General features: G+C 58.9%; 14 protein-coding genes and 1 tRNA gene. 8 read left to right on the top strand and 7 right to left on the bottom strand.

What is annotated here, in order from left to right; translation table 11 throughout:
- Window positions 1-3 precede the first annotated feature (3 nt).
- Window positions 4-870, bottom strand: a complete 867-nt coding sequence (locus tag B5E41_RS18080) for a WecB/TagA/CpsF family glycosyltransferase (protein ID WP_088395492.1) — start codon at window positions 868-870, stop codon at window positions 4-6.
- Window positions 871-1,158: 288 nt separating this feature from the next.
- Here B5E41_RS18080 and B5E41_RS32300 point away from each other — a divergent pair, with 288 nt between their 5' ends.
- Complete coding sequence (locus tag B5E41_RS32300) at window positions 1,159-2,079, top strand: phytanoyl-CoA dioxygenase family protein (protein ID WP_245303108.1); 921 nt, start codon at window positions 1,159-1,161, stop codon at window positions 2,077-2,079.
- Window positions 2,080-2,216: 137 nt separating this feature from the next.
- On the opposite strand, the gene B5E41_RS18065 is transcribed toward B5E41_RS32300, so the two are convergent.
- Window positions 2,217-4,346: a right-handed parallel beta-helix repeat-containing protein gene (locus B5E41_RS18065; protein WP_088395490.1), complete on the bottom strand. Its 2,130-nt coding sequence runs from the start codon at window positions 4,344-4,346 to the stop codon at window positions 2,217-2,219.
- Window positions 4,343-5,662, bottom strand: a complete 1,320-nt coding sequence (locus tag B5E41_RS18060; protein WP_088395489.1) for an O-antigen ligase family protein — start codon at window positions 5,660-5,662, stop codon at window positions 4,343-4,345. The genes B5E41_RS18065 and B5E41_RS18060 overlap by 4 nt, the downstream gene beginning before the upstream one ends.
- 612 nt (window positions 5,663-6,274) lie before the next feature.
- Here B5E41_RS18060 and B5E41_RS18055 point away from each other — a divergent pair.
- From B5E41_RS18055 to gmd, 5 genes are read left to right on the top strand one after another with little or no spacing between them, the layout of a single operon-like run.
- On the top strand, window positions 6,275-7,225 hold the full coding sequence (locus tag B5E41_RS18055; RefSeq protein WP_088395488.1) for a glycosyltransferase family 2 protein: 951 nt from the start codon (window positions 6,275-6,277) through the stop codon (window positions 7,223-7,225).
- A complete protein-coding gene (locus tag B5E41_RS18050) occupies window positions 7,222-8,325 on the top strand; it encodes a glycosyltransferase family 4 protein (protein ID WP_088395487.1) in 1,104 nt (367 codons plus the stop codon). Before B5E41_RS18055 ends, B5E41_RS18050 begins: the two co-directional genes overlap by 4 nt.
- The gene (locus B5E41_RS18045; RefSeq protein ID WP_088395486.1) at window positions 8,316-9,461 is read left to right on the top strand and encodes a glycosyltransferase family 4 protein; all 1,146 of its coding nucleotides are present in this window, start codon (window positions 8,316-8,318) and stop codon (window positions 9,459-9,461) included. Before B5E41_RS18050 ends, B5E41_RS18045 begins: the two co-directional genes overlap by 10 nt.
- Window positions 9,458-11,665 carry a GumC family protein gene (locus tag B5E41_RS18040; protein WP_088395485.1) on the top strand — a complete coding sequence of 736 codons (2,208 nt, stop codon included), beginning with the start codon at window positions 9,458-9,460 and terminating at the stop codon, window positions 11,663-11,665. Before B5E41_RS18045 ends, B5E41_RS18040 begins: the two co-directional genes overlap by 4 nt.
- A gap of 51 nt (window positions 11,666-11,716) precedes the next feature.
- The gene (gmd, locus tag B5E41_RS18035) at window positions 11,717-12,808 is read left to right on the top strand and encodes a GDP-mannose 4,6-dehydratase (RefSeq protein WP_088395484.1); all 1,092 of its coding nucleotides are present in this window, start codon (window positions 11,717-11,719) and stop codon (window positions 12,806-12,808) included.
- Between the two features lie 153 nt (window positions 12,809-12,961).
- On the opposite strand, the gene B5E41_RS18030 is transcribed toward gmd, so the two are convergent.
- The 4 genes from B5E41_RS18030 to B5E41_RS18015 all read right to left on the bottom strand — a co-directional run bounded on the left by B5E41_RS18030 (window position 12,962) and on the right by B5E41_RS18015 (window position 17,241).
- The gene (locus B5E41_RS18030; protein ID WP_088395483.1) at window positions 12,962-13,987 is read right to left on the bottom strand and encodes a porin; all 1,026 of its coding nucleotides are present in this window, start codon (window positions 13,985-13,987) and stop codon (window positions 12,962-12,964) included.
- A 555-nt stretch (window positions 13,988-14,542) separates the two neighbouring features.
- A tRNA-Ser gene (locus B5E41_RS18025) sits at window positions 14,543-14,633 on the bottom strand.
- A 187-nt stretch (window positions 14,634-14,820) separates the two neighbouring features.
- A complete protein-coding gene (locus tag B5E41_RS18020; protein WP_088395482.1) occupies window positions 14,821-16,038 on the bottom strand; it encodes an NAD(P)/FAD-dependent oxidoreductase in 1,218 nt (405 codons plus the stop codon).
- A gap of 87 nt (window positions 16,039-16,125) precedes the next feature.
- On the bottom strand, window positions 16,126-17,241 hold the full coding sequence (locus B5E41_RS18015) for a Gfo/Idh/MocA family protein (protein ID WP_088395481.1): 1,116 nt from the start codon (window positions 17,239-17,241) through the stop codon (window positions 16,126-16,128).
- Between the two features lie 208 nt (window positions 17,242-17,449).
- Here B5E41_RS18015 and B5E41_RS18010 point away from each other — a divergent pair, with 208 nt between their 5' ends.
- On the top strand, window positions 17,450-18,325 hold the full coding sequence (locus tag B5E41_RS18010) for a MurR/RpiR family transcriptional regulator (protein WP_088395480.1): 876 nt from the start codon (window positions 17,450-17,452) through the stop codon (window positions 18,323-18,325).
- 91 nt (window positions 18,326-18,416) lie between these two features.
- Entirely contained in the window at window positions 18,417-20,351 is a 1,935-nt protein-coding gene (locus B5E41_RS18005) for a bifunctional 5-dehydro-2-deoxygluconokinase/5-dehydro-2-deoxyphosphogluconate aldolase (protein WP_088395479.1), read from the top strand.
- The last annotated feature ends 186 nt before the right edge of the window (window positions 20,352-20,537 follow it).

Below are 20,537 nucleotides of genomic sequence, written 5' to 3'. Positions count from 1 at the left end.
GCTTCACACCTTTACGGCTGTTGCTTTTGGCGCACTCGATCCAAAAACCTGGTCTTCGATCGGAAACTTCCGAAGCCCCAGTCTCTGGAATGCTGTCAGTGAGATGAAGGTCGGCACGACGAGCGCATAGCGCCGCCACAGCCGTCGCGGCTCGCATAAAAGACGAAAGGCCCATTCGAAGCCGCTTCTTTGAATGAACCTTGGAGCTTGCCGCTTGAGGCCGGCGTGGAAATCGAATGCAGCTCCGACGCCGATAAGCATCGATGCATCCAGACGGTCACGCATGCGCGCCATCCAGAGTTCCTGCTTGGGACTGCTCAGCCCCACCCAGATGATATCGGCGCCGGATCGATTGAGCCGGTCCGCAATATCGGCTTCCTCTTGCGGTGACAGTTTATGAAAAGGCGGCGCATAGGAGCCGGCTATCTCAGCTTCCGGGAATTTCGCGAGAAGCCGCGCCTGCAAGTGCTGCAGCGTCTCGGGCGTTGCGCCATAAAGGAAGTGGCGTATACCCTTCGATGTGCCGGCCTCGAAAACAGACAACATCAGATCAGGTCCGTAGACCCTGTCGCTGTCCACATGGCCAGCACGCTTCAACGCCCATACCAACGGCATGCCGTCGGGGGTCACGAGGAACGCCCGGTTATGTATCGACCGGAGCTCTGGGTCATCTTGACATCGGACGACACCGTGTGCGTCGCGAACACACACATATTCCCTCCTGCCGTCTTCAATCCCTTTTTGAATAAAACCGGTCGCGCTTTTAAGATTAACTGCCGAAATGCGAACACCAAGGACATTAGTCCATCCCAGGGAGTCCTTTTGTTTAAGAACTGAAGTTTGGCCTCTGTCTGCTGGTTGCTTTCCCATGACCTACGCTTTCGCGATTTAAACTGTCACCAGAATATGCCGGCAGAGCGATTGCCTCCATACTTTCAGTTCCAACTATTGGACGTAGAAGACACTTCATATTCCTACGCCTTCGGCCGAGATAAGTTACAATGTTCGAAGTAAGGCGGCGTACCCCCACGGCTTGCCACGTTGCTCTTTTTGATGAGTGCGATCCCGAAAGAGCGGTTTGACCTTCACAAAGCCGCGGAAGATAGTCACTCTCGCGCCAAGCCTGGGCGGACCTGCGCGCGAATAAAGCGGGGGGAGATGGTTAACCCAACAATCGAGATGACAGGCCCGGCTGGCGAGCCTTCAGAGCTGCCAGGCAAAACCAGCCAGCTGCAGAAGGACCTGAGCTCTGATGGGTATATCGTCATCAGAGAACTATTGACCCCTGATCAGGTGGAGCGCTTACGGTTGATTATCAAGCAACACCTGAAGTCGGGAGGTCGCTACCAGTACGGCGGCAAATTCCAACTTCATGCCATGTATGTCGCAGAGGAAATCGCCAAGTTTCTGACTTCCGATGTGATCCTCAGTCGCCTCAAGGAAATCACGCGACCGCTTGACGTCGTTCTCACGGGCGAATGCGATATGATGATCAACACGACATCGTCATGGCATAACGACGTTCCCCACCACCCTGCCTGCATCGACGGAACCATCTTCGCGGACGAGTCTTTCAGGGTCTACAAGATCGCATTCTATCTACAGGATCAGGATGAAAACTCGCCGGCGACATTGAAGGTTCGACCAAGATCTCACCTCAAGGGCCTGGTTGAGAGCATGCCGGAGAAGGGCTTGGGTATAGGGGCAGGCGATGCCATCATCTTCGACGTGCGCATCGAACATGCCGGTCAAATGCCGACACTGGTTGACAGAAGCCTACGCAAGTTCTTTGAGCGGATCGGGTCGCGACTTCGCCTCGACTCGCAAAAGGCTTTCACCCTGACACGTTCAGCCCTCCGACGGATGGTCGGGACCGGTGACCGCATGGCGCTTTTCATGACCTTTGGTCCGTCCGATCCATGGACCCATTCTTATGCCGAAGAAGGCTGCAATCGCCATCCCGGCGTTCGGGGAACGCTGAGTGCAGAGGTTCTGAAACAGCTCGCTGCCAATAACATCAGCCCGCCCATTATCGGCAAGCCGGTCGCACCCCAGCAGGCTTCCGGCCCGGGAACGTGATGCGCATAGCTCCGTCGGCGTATGCATTCGAACCTGACGCAGGATACGTTGGAAATTTTCGCTCTGGGCCGGTTCGTCGAGGCCATGACGTCATAGCTCCTACCGGCAGCAGTCATTTCCGTCGCGTTGCGGTCTTGTCATTTGGGGTGCGACACTACGCTGCCTATGTCGATCCCAGCCTTCTGAAGATCGCTTAGACTGCCAAACTCTCCCGACGGCATGGTCTCCGGATGTATCCTGAAGCTCTTGTCGTTCAGATTGCCGCTGTAGCGGTTACGCGTAAATTGCACCGATTCGAGCTTGTGGTCAGGCACGTAGATGTATGCCGCCAGCCCATTACCGCTGTCGACCGACACGATATTGTCCTCGATACGATTGGGGCCTGCCCAAGGGGGACGCCACCCCCGGCCCGTACCGTCATCGACGCGAAAGGCAGCCCCAGACCCGCCTGTAATGATGTTCCCCGTCACCAGGTTGCTCCAGCCGCCGTTTATGCCGATCGCCGATATGTTATCCGAAAGCGTATTTCCTTCGATGCGCACTCCACTCGCCTTGCCGTCGGTATAGATCGCCCAACTGATAGGAGAAGGCCATTCACTGGTATTTTCATATCCAGGAGGCCAGAATGTCCCATCGACCCTGTTCATAAGCTGACCTGTTCCGGTGACGAGATTGTAGCGAATGCTACTGTTCAAAGGGTCCGTCTGCTCACCCATCATCTTGATGGCACCGCCATCTGCCGTTTGCTGATTGGCGTTGCGGACCACGTTGTGTTCGATGACCGCGTCATGAACTGCGTCCTGATCTCCCCACAGCGAGCCACCGGCGATACCGAACTGGGCTGCATTTTCGATGAGATTATGAGCGATCCTGACATTGTCGGCAGCCTGGAACCAGATCCCAGCCGTTTCGAAATAGACCCTGCCGATGTCATGGATGTGGTTCGACAGGATTGTCGCACCGTGGGATTTGAGGAAGGTGCCGTAGGTCGTGCCGACATAAATCCCGTTGCCGGCCACATCCGCAATCACGTTGCCGGCAATCAGGACATCTTTGCTCTCGGAAACATGGATGCCGACGCCGACATTGTCGATGGAATTGCCGAGCAGCCGGACGCCGTCCGCCCGGTCGAGCCGTATGGCGCCGAAGCTCCTGGTGTCGGTACCGAACTTGCCGCTGCCGCGCGGATCCCCATCCCGGAACTGGAGCCCGGATACAACCATTCCATCGGCTCCATCCAGCCTGAAGAATGTCGGCAGGATGCCGGCGACAGCCGTAGAGCTGATTGGCAATCCATCGGTCGGGAGGTAGACGAGTTGCTCCTTGGCGCGGTCATACCACCACTCGCCGGGAGCATCGAGCAGGGCCGCCGCCCCTGCCAGGAAATAGCGGCTGCCTTCCGCGGTGAAGAAATAGGCAGTGCCTCTGGTGTTGATGGCCCGGTTCGCGGTGTCGATTGAGACCACTGGGAGGGTGTCACTGCCCCATTGGCTGCCGGGGCGAAAACCACCGACAATATGGGCGACAAGCCCCGCTGTATTTTTCGAGATCGCAAGATCGCCGGCATGGAAGCAAAAACGCGTGTTGCCATGCCATATGTCATCATCCTCAGTGCACTTGGCCGCAAAAAGCCATCCTTTGCGCGGATCTCCATCGAGCGGGGCGTTGGGAAAGCGTGCCTGCGTCTGCAGCGCGCCCTTGACGAAAAGGTCGCCCACCTCCCTGCCTGCAGGCAGCTTCAGTGATGCCGTCCAGCGGCCATCGGCCTGCGCCGTCCAATTGCGTACAAGCGGACCGCCGTGCAGAACCGGCGCTTCGTTGCACCTCGCTGCGATGACAAGGCCCGCGTCGCGTGCGTCGAAGACGATCGGTTCAGAGAGATAATAGTCCCCGCCGCCCATTGCAATCGTGTTTTGGCCGCCCTTCTCACGCGCAGCATCCTGAGCTCTCTCGATGCTGACAAACGGACCGTCGGTATGCTGAGGATTGGGTTTGGGAAGACGCCCACTCCAACTGTCCTTGCCATTAGGAGAAACATAGAATACCGCCCGGGCCGCAGATGTGCCCGTCAGTACTTTGCTCAGTGAAGTCCCCTTCAACCTGTCGGAAAAGATAGCCGGCGACGCTTCCGCGCAAGTCGCTTCCCTGAGCGCCGCCTGCAGCTTATCGGGCGCATCTGCGTCCGAAGTCACTGAGGCCAGGTTGCTCGGCTGCGGAAAGAGTGTCGCAAAGAGAATGCTCAAGATTGGTGCGAAACGCAGCCTCAAATCTGCATCTCCGCCGTTTTGCTGCGCGCCGATGCCCGCATTTGCTGGCCGGGGGTCATTGAAACAACGGGCTCGTATAGAGAGAACATGATGATGCCCGACATAAACAGAACGAAAATCGCGTCATTCTGGATTAGGAAGATGGTCTCGGTCATGTTCATCACCAAAATGACGACTGTGAAGACATTCAGCCAGAGCCAGCAATAGCGCGGGTCCCGGCATTGGAGGACCGCCCCTTGGCGCAATGCCTGTAGAAGCATCAGAGCGAACAAAATCATTCCGCTTATTCCGAAGTTCAGCAGCGTATCGCGGAATCCGTTATGGGCGTGGGGCGCCATCCATTGGATCTTCGACCAGATAATCCAGGCCTCGGGATTCGCCTCTGTCCAAAACGCCTGGTAGCCGAAGCCGAGCAGCAGATGATCGGCAATCTGACCATCGACCAGTTCCCACAAGGGCACTCGGCCCGTTAAAGTGGCATCCTTGCCAAGCGCCTCCAGGAATGGAACCAGGAATTCGTGAAGCAAAAGGAGGAGCCCGATGAACATTTGAACAAAAAACAGGATGAGGACGATGCGACTGATCCCACCGATCCGCCTCAACAGGGAATAGAACCCGATCAAGCAACAGGCAGATACCGTCGCAATGATCGCGGTCATCGATCCGGAGCCCATGAGACAGGCCCCACCCGCGATCAAGAAAAGCAAAGCGGTTCGCCGCAAACCCCGGTTACCGTCCATTAAAACGGCCGTCGACACCAGTATCATCATGGAGGCATACCAACCGAGACTGTTCTTGTGGATGAATATGCCACGCACGGCGCCGTCCATCGGCATGCGAGCGAGACCCGGCGACGCCACGAAGACCAGCAGGCTGAGGACGATGCATGTTCCGAAGGTGGCAAATGCCAGGAGAAGCAACTGCCGTGGTGTGAAGCGTATCGCCAGCACGTAAGCCAGAAGCACCGTAAAGAGCAGGCCGATGGCGCGCCTGAATGTCGTTGATGGGCCTACCGACCAGAAGACGGACACAAACGGCATGGCGACCATCAGGGGGACAAACCAATTTCGCTTGAGCGCCGTTAGAAATTGCGGAAAATTCCTGACCAGCATCAACAATGTAAAGCCGTATACGGGTAGGCAAAGCAGACGCAATATAGACCGGGCGTGATCGCTAAGGGCTCCGTCGGCGTCCGCCAGCATGAGCGGGAAAAGGGCGCCTGTCTGAAGGAAAAGGCAGAAGCCCGCGCCCCAGCATTCTATCGCTCGCCAACTGACGGTTGGCCCATTCGCGGCTCTAAGCGTATCGGCTCTCATTATCGGTCCCGATTTGCTTGGACAGATGAGAGGCTGTTGATCGCGGCAATTTGGAAAGACATGGGTCCCCTTTCACAGCTGCGCTGCTTACCAACGAACATCCCGCCACATCCCCAGTCAACTGACGCAAACGAAGACGGAGCTAAGCCTAACGCGCATACCCACCGTCCAAGGACGTTGGTTGGGTTAAGCTCACGGTCGACCCCTCCCCCAAAAGTTGGTGCTTGGGCCAGCGGCATTGCCCATAAGAGCAGATGTCACCCGTGACCAATCGCCGGTAGCTTGGCGATGAAAACATACCGCGAAGATCGCGCTGAGCCGCAGTTGGTGGTGAAGTGAGGCAATAATTCTGGCGCAGCTGGCTGTTGGCAGTGACGCTTGGAAGGGTTGGGATTCTTATGGTTCTGCGTCATGGTCCTGGTTTCGTATGCACTATAACGGAAGCGTCACGCATTGCGGTGACCCTACGAGCTCAGGGCGGAAGCCTGATCGCGCCGAATGATGCCTGTCCGCCTCTCATCTCTTTCCATCAATTCGCGTTGCCGAACGAACGAGCGTTCGCAACTCCGGCGTACCGATGTGTCGCGCAGCAACGCGCTTGAGAGGGGTGTCATGGAGCGGCCGACGATCAGCGTCCTCATCAACAACTACAACTACGGTTGCTTTCTTCCTCGGGCGATCGACAGCGCCTTACGCCAAAAGGCGTCTGATGCCGAGATTATCGTCATCGATGACGGCTCGAGCGATCAGTCGCGCTCGGTTCTCGAAGGTTATGAAAAGCGGGTGAAGGTGCTCTTCCAGGAGAACCAGGGGCAGGCCGCCGCCATTAATGCTGCTGTGAAGGCAAGCAGTGGTGACATTCTCTGTTTTCTGGATGCCGATGACTGGTGGGCGCCGGGCAAGCTGTCGGCAACAGCCGCTGCTTTCCAGTCGAATCCTCATGCATCGCTTGTTTATCACCGACTTCAGCCAACGCAGACCGATGGCTCAATAGCCTTCAAGCCAATTCCTCGAACCCTGTGTTCGGGAGATTTGTCGCTGCGCCTTGCGAGATCGGCTGGCTGGTGGCCCTTCCCACTGACATCAGCCATCGCAGTAAGACGTAGCGCCTGGAAAGCGGCAGGAGATATTCCCGAGCAGTTCCACATTTCCGCCGATGCCTGGCTCACGGGCATCTACCCATTTCTGGGGGATGTTGTCGCCCTGTCGGATTCACTCGGATTCTACCGGATTCACAACAATAACTGGTATCGGCCAGTCGATGACGCCGCCATGCTGCGAAAGCGGCTGGCCCATTGGCGGACTGTCGTTGACGCGACGAACCAGTTTCTTTCCGCGCACGGCTTAGACGGAAGGCTGCGTCTGACCGATCACTTTCCGTATCGGGTGGCCTCAGCCAGGCTGGAGGGCGCAGATGCACGCACCCGGTTCAGACTTGCCGCCGAAGGACTTTTTTTCGCCGGAGAACCAAACTTGCTGAGGCGTATGCGTGAGGCGTTGCGGACAGCCCGCGACCTTCCTCGACGCGGTCAGGCCGTTAGCTTGTCGGAGTCGGCACGATGAAGGCGCTGATGCTGGTTTCCGAACTCGAAGACTACACCATCTCCTTCGCCAGCGGTGTTGCGCAACACCTGCAGGTCGTGCTCGCAGTCCCGCGTCGGCGCTACGCCGACCTTGTCTCCTCTTTCGATCCGGCTGTCGATCTGCACCTTTTGGACTGGCCACGGCACCGCTCGCTCTCCAATCCCTGGTTCCTGCACCAACTCACGCGTCTCATCCGGCACGAGCGGCCGAACGTCATTCACCTTCTGAGCAATTCCACGCTCTGGCTGAACTTTGCTGCGCCATTCTGGCGGCCGATCCCGCTTGTGACGACTGTCCATGATGTTGACGTGCATCCCGGCGATTCCGACACGCGAACGCTGCCGGCCTGGGCTCCGCAATTGATCGTGCGGCAATCGGGTCATGTCGTCGTCCATGGCGAGGGGCTGAAACGAATGGTTCTCGAGCGATATTCAAAATCGCCCGAGTGCGTCCATGTCCTGTCGCATCCGGCCATTCATCGCTACGCGGAACTCGCTCGGCAGCACAAGATGGCGCGGCGCCGCGCAGATGGAACCTTGCGCGTCCTGCTTTTCGGGCGGATTTTTGCTTACAAGGGGTTGGAGCATCTGGTCCGCGCCGAGGCGCTGCTGAAGGACCAGCTCCCCAATCTGCGCATCACGGTCGCCGGCCGCGGCGATGATCCCTGGATCTTCCAGCCTCTTATGGGCGAAGCCGGCCGCTATGATATTCGCAACCGTTTTATCGAGGACATTGAAGTCGCCCAGCTTTTTCTGGATGCCGATATCGTTGTTCTTCCCTACACGGAAGCCTCGCAAAGCGGTGTACTCAACCTTGCCGCGGCATTTGGCAAACCGGTCATCGTGACCGATGTCGGCGAATTGCGCGCCACCGTTCTGCCGAACGGACTGGGAATGGTGGTTCGGCCAGGGGACGTCGAACAGCTCGCCAGCGCCATCCGGACGCTGGCCGATAACAGCGAACTGAGAAGCAGCTTCGGGACCAGCGCGCTCGCCTGGGCCACAGGTCCGAATTCGCCTGAACAGGTCGGGGCGCAGGCTGCGGCCGTTTATCGTGAGGTGGTCGGAGCATGCGAATGACGGCGCTCACAGAGGGGAATCGGATAGCGGTGCGGAATGCAGCAGCAACCGTGCGCCACTATGTCCCGGGTGGATGCGAGAACGGCGGCGGAATTGGCAGGCTGGTCGGCTATATATCGAGCACGGCGAAGGAGGCGGGCGAAACGCACGTCGTCACCGACACCAGAGGGCCGCGCTGGTCCCTGGTTACGTCGCCGATGCGCATGCTCGGCGCCATCTTGATGATGGCCAAGGATCGGATAATTGCTCCGGCGCGCATTCACCATATCCATATCGCCGGTCGCGGCAGCACCGCAAGAAAACTGATCCTCACCGAGGCTGCCCGCCTGCTCGGATGCTCTCACATATTGCACCTGCACGATTACGACTACGCGAGTGACTTTGCCGCACGCTCGCCACGGCAACAAATGCTCATACGCCGGATGTTCCAACATGCCGACCAGGTCGTAGCGCTGGGGCAGCGCGACCGCATGACGCTAACGACGCTTCTGGGCGTGGACGAGCGCCGCGTGGCCGTCATCCGCAATTGTGTTCCCGACCCCGGGGCGCGCAGTGTTCACGTCGGCAAGATGCCGTTGATCGTCTTTCTCGGCCGACTGAGCGAACGCAAAGGCGTTGGGGAGCTTCTGCTCGCCTTAAGTCATCCGATTATGAAGGCGCTCCAGTGGCGAGCCGTGCTGGCAGGCGACGGGCCTGTGGAAGACTACCGACGCCAAGCCGCAGCCCTGGGCCTTTCAGATCTGGTGAAAATGCCGGGCTGGCTCGGCGCCGACGAGGCGCAAGCTTTGTGTGCACGGGCAGATATCCTGGTCCTACCTTCGCATGCCGAGGGTTTGGCAATGGCTGTGGTCGAAGGGCTCGCCCACGGGCTTGCGGTCGTTACCACGCGCGTCGGCGCGCATGGCGAAGTCATCTCCGACGGTGAAACGGGCGTCTTCGTGCCTGTCGGAGACAAGGATGCCCTGGCTGGGGCGCTGGCGAAACTCGTCAGCGATCCGGAAATCCGCAACCGCCTCTCGGCCAAGGCCCGAGCTCATTATCTCGATCAGTTCAGTATGAAGGCCTATATGCGATCGCTGGAAAAACTCTACGACGCCGTCTCCGCGCAACCTCAAACGTCGGTTGGTGAACGATGACCATTTCAACTATCCCGCCAGACCGCAACACCTCGCTCTCGTCGATGCGCTACGATCCCCGGTTTCAGGTAGAAACGAGGTCGGACGACTTTGACCTCACATCGGGCCTGCGTCTTATCCGGCGAAGGATGGCGATGATCGCGGCTATCATCACGCTGTTTATGGCAATCGCCGCGATCATGGTTTCGGGATTGAAGCCGAGTTTTCATGCCGAGTCCCGGCTGATAATCCACACGCCTCTGGCGACGAAACTCGGCCCGGAGGATTCCGGCCGCAACGATCCGTTAGACGCCGCATCGGAGACCGAACGGCTTCTTTCCAGAAGCATTGCAGAGCGGGTAATCCGCGATCTGCGGCTCGATCAGTGGCCGGAATTCAATCCGGCGCTGCAAGAGAGCTCGCTTATCGACAGGATCCGAGCAATGTTGCGCGGTCTGGTCGACAGAGAAAAACCATTCTCGCCGGTACGAAACAGCATCGAGCCGATCATCCCGAAGTACTACAAGGCATTGCGCGTATGGCGTGATGGCCAGAGCGACGTTATTCAGATCGGCTTCGATGCGAGCGATCCCCAACTGGCAGCCTCGGTCCCGAACCGGCTCATCAGCATCTATCTCGAAGAGCGGAAGGACGGTCTGCGGGGGCGCCTGGACGCGGCAGAAGAATGGGTTCTCCAGCGCATCGCCGAACAGAAGGACCGCGCTGCGGCAGCACGCGATGCCGCCGACGCGTATCAGAAAACGATGGACGTCGTCTCAAATGACGACGATCAGGTTGAACAGATCAAGTCAATCATGGAGCTGGGCGAGCGGCAAACAAAAATCGAACAAAGCCGCACTGAAGCGAGAGCAACGATATCTGCACTGGAAGCGGCTGACGACCTCTCGCTTGCCCTGCAGAATATGGTTATTCCCGACAGCATTGGCGCGGCGCAACGGGAGCTTCGTACGCAAGAGCAAGATCTCGAGCGCCTTCTCGAGATATATGGCAACACCGCCGAAGCCGTTGTCGATATGCGGGCGAAAATTCTCAAATCCCGCACCGATCTCAGCCTTGCGGTCGATCGATATCTTCAATCCATCCGCTCCAAGCTTGCGGCGCTCGATCATGAGGATGACGCGGTCCGGTCGGCCTTGGCGGTTGCTCATGAGAAGCGCGCTCGCTCTGCCCTGGCGCAAACGGAGCTGGCGCGACTCCAACGCATGGCTGACAAGGAGCAGACCGCGCTTGATAGGCTCGAGGAGCAGCGCCGTGGCCTGGCTGCGCAAGCCATGCTGCCGGGAGCGGAACTGGAAGTTTTGTCACCGGCAGCAGTGCCGCTGGCACCGCAGGGGCGCGGACGACTTTTCTATCTGGTCGGCGCCCTCCTGGCTTCGATATCGATCGCGGTAACAGCCGCTTTCGTGGTCGAGATGCTGGATAACTCGGTCCGCAGCTTCGATCAGATGGCCGGAATGCCTCGCATAGCGCCAGCCGGATTCATCCCGCGCCTGAAACGGAAGGACCGGGGGGATCCATCTATGCTCTTTGGGTACATTCAAGACGGAATGTTTGACGAAGCAATTCGCTCGGTCATAACTTCGCTCAAACAGTCCAACGGTGGAAAGCTACCTAACAGTATTGTCGTGACGTCGGCTCACAGCGGAGAGGGCAAGTCGCTTGTCGCCAGATCACTGGCAATCGATCTCGCCGCAAACGGAATTCCGGTGCTGCTTGTTGATGGCGACCTCAGACACGGAAATCTCGACTCGTTTTTCAGGTCAGAGCTACAGCAGGGGTTGAACGAATTCCTGTGTGGACAGGCTGGAATCCGGGACATCATCGATCACCATCCGAGCGGCATCGACTTCATTCCGGCCGGCAATGCCACTCTCCATCGGCGCGCCCGCATGACGAATGCGGCCGACATCGTCTCGATGGCCGCCTCGCTGGGCCAAGTCGTCATCTTCGACAGCGCACCTGTGCTCGCCTCGGCTGATACGATGCATCTGACGGCCTTAGCAGAACGAACGCTCGTGGTCGTTAAATGGGGTAAGACGAGCCGTCGCGCCGTCGAATTTTGCTTACATCAGCTGAGGACCGCACGCAACGCAGAGCTCTGCGTTGCGATAAACAACGTCAATCCGAAACAACACGCCATGTACAACTTCAGCGATTCGGAATTGTTTGTGAAATCACTGAGGAAATACCACGAATTCACCTGAACCGGGAGTGCATTCACATCTGGTTCCGCGAAACAAATTACGGAGACCGTAGTGAAGAATAAAAACAAGGTTGCGTTGATTACGGGTATAACAGGTCAGGACGGTGCTTACCTGGCCGAGTTTCTCTTGGAGAAGGGTTATATTGTTCACGGCCTCAAGCGACGCTCATCGTCGTTCAACACCAGCCGCATCGAGCATCTATACGAGGATCCCCATGTCGAGAATCCCCGGTTCATCTTGCATTTCGGGGACATGACCGATTCAACGAACCTCATCCGTGTCGTTCAGGAAACGCAGCCGGACGAGATCTATAACCTCGCAGCACAGAGCCACGTTCAAGTCTCCTTCGAGACGCCGGAATATACGGCCAACGCGGATGGAACCGGCACACTTCGGCTGCTTGAAGCAATTCGCCTCCTGGGACTGACCAGGAAGACTCGCTTCTATCAAGCGTCCACCTCGGAACTCTACGGCAAAGTGCAGGAAGTTCCGCAAAGCGAAACGACGCCTTTCTACCCTCGATCACCCTACGCAGCGGCCAAGCTCTACGCCTATTGGATCGTGGTCAACTATCGCGAGGCATATGGCATGCACGCCTCGAACGGCATCTTGTTCAATCATGAAAGTCCGATTCGCGGCGAAACATTCGTGACGCGTAAAATCACTCGGGCGGCGGCTGCGATCCATCTTGGACTGCAGGAAAGGCTCTATCTCGGCAATTTGGATGCACAGCGCGACTGGGGACATGCGCGCGAATATGTCCGTGGGATGTGGCTGATGCTGCAACAGGACGAACCGGAGGACTATGTCCTTGCAACCGGTGAAACGCACTCGGTCCGTGCCTTTGTCGACAAGGCCTTTGCCAAGGTGGGCATGCCGATTGATTGGCGTGGGACCGGAGTTGAGGAAAAGGGGTATGACAAGGCATCCGGTCGGTGCGTGGTGGAAATCGATCCGGCTTATTTCCGCCCGACTGAAGTTGACCTTCTGATCGGTGATCCGACGAAGGCGCATACGAAGCTTGGCTGGAAACACGAGACCAGTCTTGATCAGCTGGTTACGGAGATGGTCCGCGAGGATCTGAAAGTCATGGCACGAAATGTTCCGGCGGTGAGCGTAACCAAGGGTTTTGCCTATGCCTAAGGTGATCTGTCGCCGGCCACCACGACATGGTGGGCTCCGCGATCGTGCGATCGTCTCGCTTCCGAGGGCTGCGGGATTCAAACACTACCCTGCACAAGACAAAAAGCCCGGCTCGAGAGCCGGGCTTTCCTGATCGACCGAAGTCAAACCAGATTAGAACGAACGCTGCAGGCGGAAGTAGCCCGAGGTGGAGTCGTCGCCGTCTTCCGGATCGAGATACTGAACCGAAGCCTTGGCGTAGAAGTTGTCGACGATCTGGTAATCAACCGTCAGACCAACCTTCCAGGCATCGCCGTCGGCGAAGTCGTTGCCGTCAACACCGTAGTCGCTGTAGTACTGGACGCCGGGGGTGATCTTGAGCTTGTCGGTTGCCTTGATGGCGTATTCGGCAGCGATCGCCCATTCAGCTGCGGTGTAGTAGGAGCTCGGGCCGGTGGCGTAGACGGCTGCGAGGCCGAGCGTGCCGGGACCGATGTCAACCGTACCCATTGCACGGATAGCGCCTTCTTCGTTGTCGACGTCGTAGCCGGCAGTGATCTGGTAGCTGAAGATACCACCCTTGCCGCCGAGGCCGACGGCAACGCCGACGTTGTTCGGATCTTCGTCAGACTTGAAGAAGCCGTCTTCGAGTTCGTCGACGCTGATGCCAGCGTAGAAGGCGTCGGTTTCGTACTGATAACGGATGGAGTTATGCAGCGTTACCGGAGAACCGATATCGTCGGTTTCGCCGGAGAGGCCGTCGTCCCACCAGCTGTAGAAGAGACCAGCGCGGAAGCCGGCGATGTCGAGGTAAGCGGAGTCGAGCTTGGCGTTCTGGTCGGTGGCATTGTCAGCATTGAACTGCATGACGATGACGCCGGTCAGCGGACCGTATTCGGTGTCGCTCTTGGCGGTGAACTGAACCTGGCCGCGAGTAACAGCATCCCAGTCGGAGTCGTTAGCACGCGTCAGCGAATTGCCAACCCGATCGCCAACGTTGACCTGGAAACGGATGTAGCCTTCGATCTTGAGGCAGGTTTCCGTGCCCGGGATGTAGAAGTAGCCGGTGCCGTAAGCGTCGCAGACGCGAACATATTCAACCGGTTCCGGCTCGGCAGCAACGATAGCGTCAGCAGCCTGAGCACCGGAAACTACTGCGAGAGCAGCAGCGGAGCCGAGAAGAAGGCTCTTGATGTTCATAAATGACCTCCAATTCAAAGTTTCGATCGGGTTTGAGATCTTTCGCTGAGCAGCGTTCCCTGCCCCATCCCCGTGTTTCAAGAAGTGGACGATCCGTCGCCCTTGCTTCCGAGGGTGAAAATACAAGACGGCGGCCGTCACGCAATCACCAACTTACTCGAATGGGTGGTTTGCGGGAGCCTTCCCGATACTCTGTTGCCGAAAGGACACAAGTCGGGCAACCGGCCCCGATTTCCTTTATGCTTTGTTAAGAAAATCCTGATTTTGCCGCAGCTTAGGCCAGCCAAACAAAGAGATGGACATGCGCCTTTCGACGCATTTGGGACACGTTTTTGACAAGTTCAGGCTATTGCGGGAGAGATGGCAGTTCCCGAAAGCGTAACCGGACGTTCACCGATCCGCTCCTAAGGGCAGAAGCGCGGGACGTGATTCCCGCGAGCGATTCTCTCTCTTCGAAGCAATTCTCCCTCGCGCGCGACTGGCAGGGCTAGCCGATTAAGCGACCGTGATTCGCCGACGGAAGTTGAGACCAGAGATATGCGGTGGAAATCAAAGTGGCGGAGAAGATGGGATTCGAACCCACGATACGCTTTTGACGTATACTCCCTTAGCAGGGGAGCGCCTTCGACCACTCGGCCACCTCTCCGGTGCCGCCTAACTAGGGTGAGCGGTCTGTGAATGCAAGGGTTTTTTGAGTTTTCACCAGAAGAAATGCAGGGCCGGCGTTTCGGCTTTTGACGGACGGACGAGAACAATCGCTCGTCTGCGTCTGCCCCAAAAGCTCGGCCGATCGATCCATCGAGCGCACACGCCTTGCGCGCGCGCTCGCCGACTCAGCTCAATAGGCTCTTGAGATCGGCCGAGGGGTCGGCGAGGATCGCTCGATCGGGATTGGTTCCGGATTCCAGTAGCTTCTTGCCGGTCACATAAGCTTTCGCGTCATTGATCGCATCGACAGCGATCAGCTGGCCCTCCCTGAAGTACCAGATCGAATGAGCCCCTTCGCGGGCGCCCGGACGCAAAAGCGTGGCGTCATAACCGAGATTGAACCCCGCGATCTGGAGTTTGACGTCGTATTGGTCGGACCAGAACCAAGGCTTCGGCTCATAGGGCTCGTCGCCTCCGGCGATGAGAGCTGCCGCAGCTTCGGCCTGGTCGACGGCGTTCTGCACCGATTCGAGCCTGATGCGCCCACCCTGCCATGGAAGTGCGGCGCAATCGCCGGCCGCAAAGATAGCTGGATCGGAGGTGCGGGCGTATTCATCGACGAGGATGCCGTTGGCGACCTCGAGGCCGGCTTCCTTGGCAAGCTGGTCGTTCGGCACGACGCCGATACCGACGACGACGAAATCGACATCGATGACCGAGTCGTCGGAAAGGGCGGCGCCGGAGACCCGGCCATCCTTGCCGATCAGATGTTTCAGGCCGGTCTTCTCGCGGATCACCACGTCGTGGCTCTCGTGGATGGCGCGCATGAGGTCGGCCGTTTCCTTCGCCGCGACACGCTGCAGGATGCGATCGGCCATTTCGATGACCGTGACTTCGAGACCACGATGGCGGGCGACGGCCGCAGCCTCGAGGCCGATGTAACCGCCGCCGATGATGAGGACGCGACGACCGGGGCGCATTTCATCGGCGAGCAGATCGGCATCGCGCTTATCGCGGGCGACATAGACGCCTTCGAGATCGCCGCCGATTGCGGCCGGCAGCCGGCGCGGCGTTGAGCCGGTGGCGAGCACCAGGGTGCCGTAGTCGAGAACGGAGCCGTCCTGCAGCAGAACTTGCTTGCTGTCCCGCTTGATCTCCTCGGCCCAGGTCGAAAGGCGAAGATCGACATCGTTGTCGGCATACCAGTGTTCCGGGCGGAACAGCAGGCGGTCGAAGCTCATTTCACCGAGCAGATATTTCTTCGAAAGCGGCGGACGCTGATAGGGAGCCACATCCTCGGCGCCGATGAGGGTGATCGGGCGCGTATCCTTCAAAGCACGCAGTTTGGCCGCCAAGGCGAAGCCCGCCTGTCCCGCGCCGATGATCACCACTCTATCCGTCACGATCTCACTCCTAAAACCAGGCTCGACACTTACGCCAAGGCCTATCCCCTGCCCCATGCGCCGTCAACGGAAAGCGGCTTCTTACATTCAGCCGATCTCGATCCAGCGACGCTCGTGGAATGACTGTGCCATGGCATGCACCGACTTCTCTATCCTGAGACCGTCTTTAAATGTCACGATCGACGACGGCTCGCCTGATATTGCCCGGATCAGCTCGCGGCACTCGATGATCTTCAGATCATTGAAGCCGAGGCCATGGCCGGGAGCCGGGATGAAGCGATCATAGGGCCGATGGGCAGGCGCCGCCAGTATCTTGCGGAAGCCCTGCTCCGAACCAGGCCCTTCTGCCTGATAGAGTTCAAACTCGTTCATTCGCTCCTGGTCATAGAGAATCGAGCCTTTCGAGCCGTAAATCTGCAGGGCGATGCGCCCCTTGCGACCCCAGGCGGCGCGATTCGCCATCAACACGGCGGAGATGCCGCCGCCGACCCGCATCAGCACGTTGGCGGCATCGTGATTTTCGACGGCACGGCGACCACCCTCGCTGAGCGGACGGTCGGCATAGGGCTTCACCATGTCCGTTATGACCGCCTCGACATGGCCGAAAAGATACCAGAGCAACGACAAGGGGTGCACGGCGAAATCATCAAGCGCACCATAGCCGGCGGAAAGCTCGCTCTTCCAATAAAAGAAGACGTCGGGATCGGCCATGAAATCCTCGTCCATTTCGACGCGGACATGATTGACCGTACCGATGACGCCGTCGCCGACGAGCGTCCTGATGTGCCGCATGATGGGATTCTGAATGTAATTATAGCCCAGAGCGGCAACCTTGCCTGATCGTTCCGCCGTCGCCAGCATGCGCTCGGCATCGGCATAGGCGGGCGCCATCGGCTTCTCACACCAGACATGCTTGCCGGCTTCCAGTGCCGCGATCGCCATCTCGGCATGGAACTGGTTGGGCGTGGTGACGGAAACGACGTCGACCTCGGGGTCGGCGATCAGCGCCCGCCAGTCGGCCGTTGCCTTCTCGAAGCCGAACTCGCCGGCACGGGCCTCGGCAAGCCCGGCATTGGCTTCAGCCAGATGCACGAGCCGCGGACGCTGGACATCGCCGAACACGGTCTTCACCGCATTCCAGGCCAGCGCGTGGCACTTGCCCATATAACCGGTGCCGATCAAACCGATGCCAAGTGGCTTCATTTCCGTCTCCTCCAGAGCTGCGCGCGGATTTTTGGAATATTTGGACCATTTTGACAAGAGACCGTCGCAAGCAGATGACTTTCATTCTCTCGGCGCGATTTGTCCAAAACCCTTCAATTACAGGCGATTAAAAACAATTAGGCGCATCGTTTGAAATCGTCTATGCTCGGCAATATGGAATATTTGTTTCATACCTTGAGCTGCAAGCATGGATAATGACCCCCAAAGGAACGCGCGCGTGCCGCGCGATTTCGAAAGCCTGCGCAGCACCATCATCGAGCGCAAGGCGAACATGCCGAAGCGGCTGGCGCAGGTCGCCGCTTTCGCGCTCGGCAATCCCGACGAGATCGCCTTCGGCACGACGGCGAGCATCGCGGCCGCCTCCGAGGTCCAGCCGTCGACGCTGGTACGACTGGCGCATCATCTCGGCTATGAAGGCTTTTCCGATCTGCAGAGCATCTTCCGCGAAAGGCTGCGCGACCGAACGCTGAGCTACGAAGAGCGGCTCGTCACGCTGGAGCAAACGAGCGGCGACGACGAAGACGCCAATCTACTCTCCGGATTCATTGCCGCGGCGAACCAGTCAGTCAATCGGCTGGCCGCGACGGTGCAGAGCGAGACGTTCACGAAGGCGGTGGATATCCTCGCCGCCGCCGAAACGATCTATCTGATCGCCAAACGGCGTTCCTATCCGCTGACGGCGCATATGAGCTACGCATTTTCCAAGCTCAACATCCGCCACCAGATCGTCGCCTCGCCGAACGGAGTCGATCTTGAAACGGTGCAGTTTGCGTCGCCGAGGGATGCGGCGATCGCTGCGAGTTTCTCGCCCTATGCAGCCGACAGTCTTAGCCAGAGTCAGGAGCTAGCCGACCGCGGCGTCCCGGTCATTGCGATCACCGATTCGGCCTTCTCGCCGCTTGCCGCCTGTGCCACGCATTGGTTCGAGGTGGCGGAAGCGGATTTCGCCGGCTTCCGCTCGCTTTCGGCCTCGATGGCGCTCACCATGGCGCTGCCGGTTGCGATCGCCGAGCGGCGTCGCAAGCGTCAACATCACAAAGCTGGAAAAGCGAAAATGGAATAAACATTCCGAATTGACAAAATATCGGAACCAATGTTTCATTATTGACATTCGCAGGCACTGGAAGCCGCGCAAAATCTAGCGGGAGGACATCATGGTACAATCGAATCCGGGCTCACAGCCGGAGCCGGCGCTTGATGTAATCACCATCGGCCGCTCCTCGGTCGATCTTTACGGCCAGCAGATCGGTTCGCGGCTGGAGGATATCGCCTCCTTTGCCAAATCGGTCGGCGGCTGCCCGTCCAATATCGCCATCGGCACGGCGCGGCTCGGCCTCAAATCCGGCCTCATCACCCGCGTTGGCGACGAGCAGATGGGACGCTTCATCCGCGAGCAGGCAGCGCGCGAGGGCGTGGCGACGGACGGCATCGTCACCGACAAGGAACGGCTGACGGCGCTGGTGCTGCTTGCGGTCGAGGCCGAGGGCGTGTCGCCGATGATCTTCTATCGTTCGGATTGTGCCGACATGGCGCTCGAGGAAGGCGATATCGACGAAAATTTCATCAAATCCTCGCGCGCGGTTCTCGTTTCCGGCACGCATTTCTCGCGGCCCAACACCGAAGCCGCGCAACGCAAGGCAATCCGCATCGCCAAGGAGAACGGCCGCAAGGTCATCTTCGACATCGACTACCGGCCGAACCTCTGGGGGCTTGCCGGCCATGCGGAAGGCTTCGAACGCTATGTGAAATCCGACCGCGTCTCCTCGAAGATGAAGGAAACGCTGCCCGATTGCGATCTCATCGTCGGCACCGAAGAGGAAATCCTGATCGCATCAGGCGCCGACGACGTGCTCGGCGCGCTGAAGGAGATCCGCCGCCTGACGCCGGCGACGATCGTGCTCAAGCGCGGCGCGATGGGCTGCATCGTCTATGACGGGCCGATCGCCGACGACCTCGAAGCCGGCATCGTCGGCCAGGGCTTCCCGATTGAGGTGTTCAATGTGCTCGGCGCCGGCGACGCCTTCATGTCGGGCTTCCTGCGCGGCTTCCTGCGCGACGAGCCGCTGAAGACCTGCGCCACCTGGGCCAATGCCTGCGGCGCCTTCGCCGTCTCCCGCCTGCTCTGCTCGCCGGAATATCCGACCTGGGCGGAACTCGACTTCTTCCTGAAGACCGGCAGCAAACATCGGGCGCTGCGCAAGGACGAGGCGATCAATCATATTCACTGGGCATCGACGCGGCGCGGCGAAATCCCGCTGCTGATGGCGCTGGCGATCGACCACCGCTCGCAGCTTGTCAGCGTCGCTGATGAACTCGGCGTCGGCCATGACAGGATCGTCGCCTTCAAGCGGCTGGCGGTCGAGGCGGCAGCGCGCGTTTCGAACGGCCGCGACGGCTACGGCATGCTGATCGACGAGCGTTTCGGTCGCGACGCCTTCTTCGACGCGGCGACCAAGAATTTCTCCTGGATCGGCCGGCCTGTCGAACTGCCGGGCTCGAAGCCGCTGCGCTTCGAATTCAGCCAGGATATCGGCTCACAGCTTGTCGAATGGCCGCTCGGCCATTGCATCAAGTGCCTGTGCTTCTATCATCCCGATGATCCGGCCGAATTGAAGACGGAACAGCAGGAGAAGCTGCGCACGCTGTTCGAGGCCGCGCGCAAGGTCGGTCGCGAGCTCCTGGTGGAAATCATCGCCGGCAAGAACGGACCGCTCACCGACGATACGATCGCGACCGCGCTGGAGGAGCTCTACGCGCTCGGCATCAAGCCGGACTGGTGGAAACTGGAGCCGCAGGCTTCCGGCGCAGCCTGGAAGAAGATCGATGCGGTCATCGCCAAAAATGATCCATGGTGCCGTGGTATCGTGCTTCTCGGGCTCGAAGCGCCCGCCGACGAGCTGATCTCCTGCTTCGAGGCGACGCTGGCAGCTCCATCCGTGAAAGGCTTTGCCGTCGGCCGGACGATCTTTGCCGATCCGGCGCGCGCCTGGCTCTCGGGCAACATGAACGACGAGGAGGCGATCGCCGACATGGCCGACCGCTTCCGGCAATTAACAGAGGCCTGGCTTAAGACGCGTGGGCTTCAGTAGGATAAAATTTAGACCCCTCCCCAACCCCTCCCCACGAGGGGGAGGGACTTAACCTGAGGCGCCGCCTCGAACTCGGCGGCAACCGTCCTGCTGGAAGAAGCGCTGCAATAGGCGTGAAACGGCACGGCAGGTTAACCCCTCCCCCTTGTGGGGAGGGGTTGGGGAGGGGAAACCAGACAAAGAGTT

Origin of the sequence: Rhizobium esperanzae, from assembly GCF_002204185.1 — a bacterium.
GTDB lineage: Bacteria > Pseudomonadota > Alphaproteobacteria > Rhizobiales > Rhizobiaceae > Rhizobium > Rhizobium esperanzae.
This window is presented reverse-complemented; position numbering and strand designations above follow the sequence as displayed.

Coding starts and splice junctions, on each gene's coding strand:
- B5E41_RS18005 (WP_088395479.1), top strand. CDS start 18,417: ATGGTACAATCGAATCCGGGCTCACAGCCGGAGCCGGCGCTTGATGTA.
- B5E41_RS18045 (WP_088395486.1), top strand. CDS start 8,316: ATGCGAATGACGGCGCTCACAGAGGGGAATCGGATAGCGGTGCGGAAT.
- B5E41_RS18060 (WP_088395489.1), bottom strand. CDS start 5,662: ATGAGAGCCGATACGCTTAGAGCCGCGAATGGGCCAACCGTCAGTTGG.
- B5E41_RS18015 (WP_088395481.1), bottom strand. CDS start 17,241: ATGAAGCCACTTGGCATCGGTTTGATCGGCACCGGTTATATGGGCAAG.
- B5E41_RS18010 (WP_088395480.1), top strand. CDS start 17,450: ATGGATAATGACCCCCAAAGGAACGCGCGCGTGCCGCGCGATTTCGAA.
- B5E41_RS18050 (WP_088395487.1), top strand. CDS start 7,222: ATGAAGGCGCTGATGCTGGTTTCCGAACTCGAAGACTACACCATCTCC.
- B5E41_RS18040 (WP_088395485.1), top strand. CDS start 9,458: ATGACCATTTCAACTATCCCGCCAGACCGCAACACCTCGCTCTCGTCG.
- B5E41_RS18055 (WP_088395488.1), top strand. CDS start 6,275: ATGGAGCGGCCGACGATCAGCGTCCTCATCAACAACTACAACTACGGT.
- B5E41_RS18030 (WP_088395483.1), bottom strand. CDS start 13,987: ATGAACATCAAGAGCCTTCTTCTCGGCTCCGCTGCTGCTCTCGCAGTA.
- B5E41_RS18080 (WP_088395492.1), bottom strand. CDS start 870: ATGGGAAAGCAACCAGCAGACAGAGGCCAAACTTCAGTTCTTAAACAA.
- B5E41_RS32300 (WP_245303108.1), top strand. CDS start 1,159: ATGGTTAACCCAACAATCGAGATGACAGGCCCGGCTGGCGAGCCTTCA.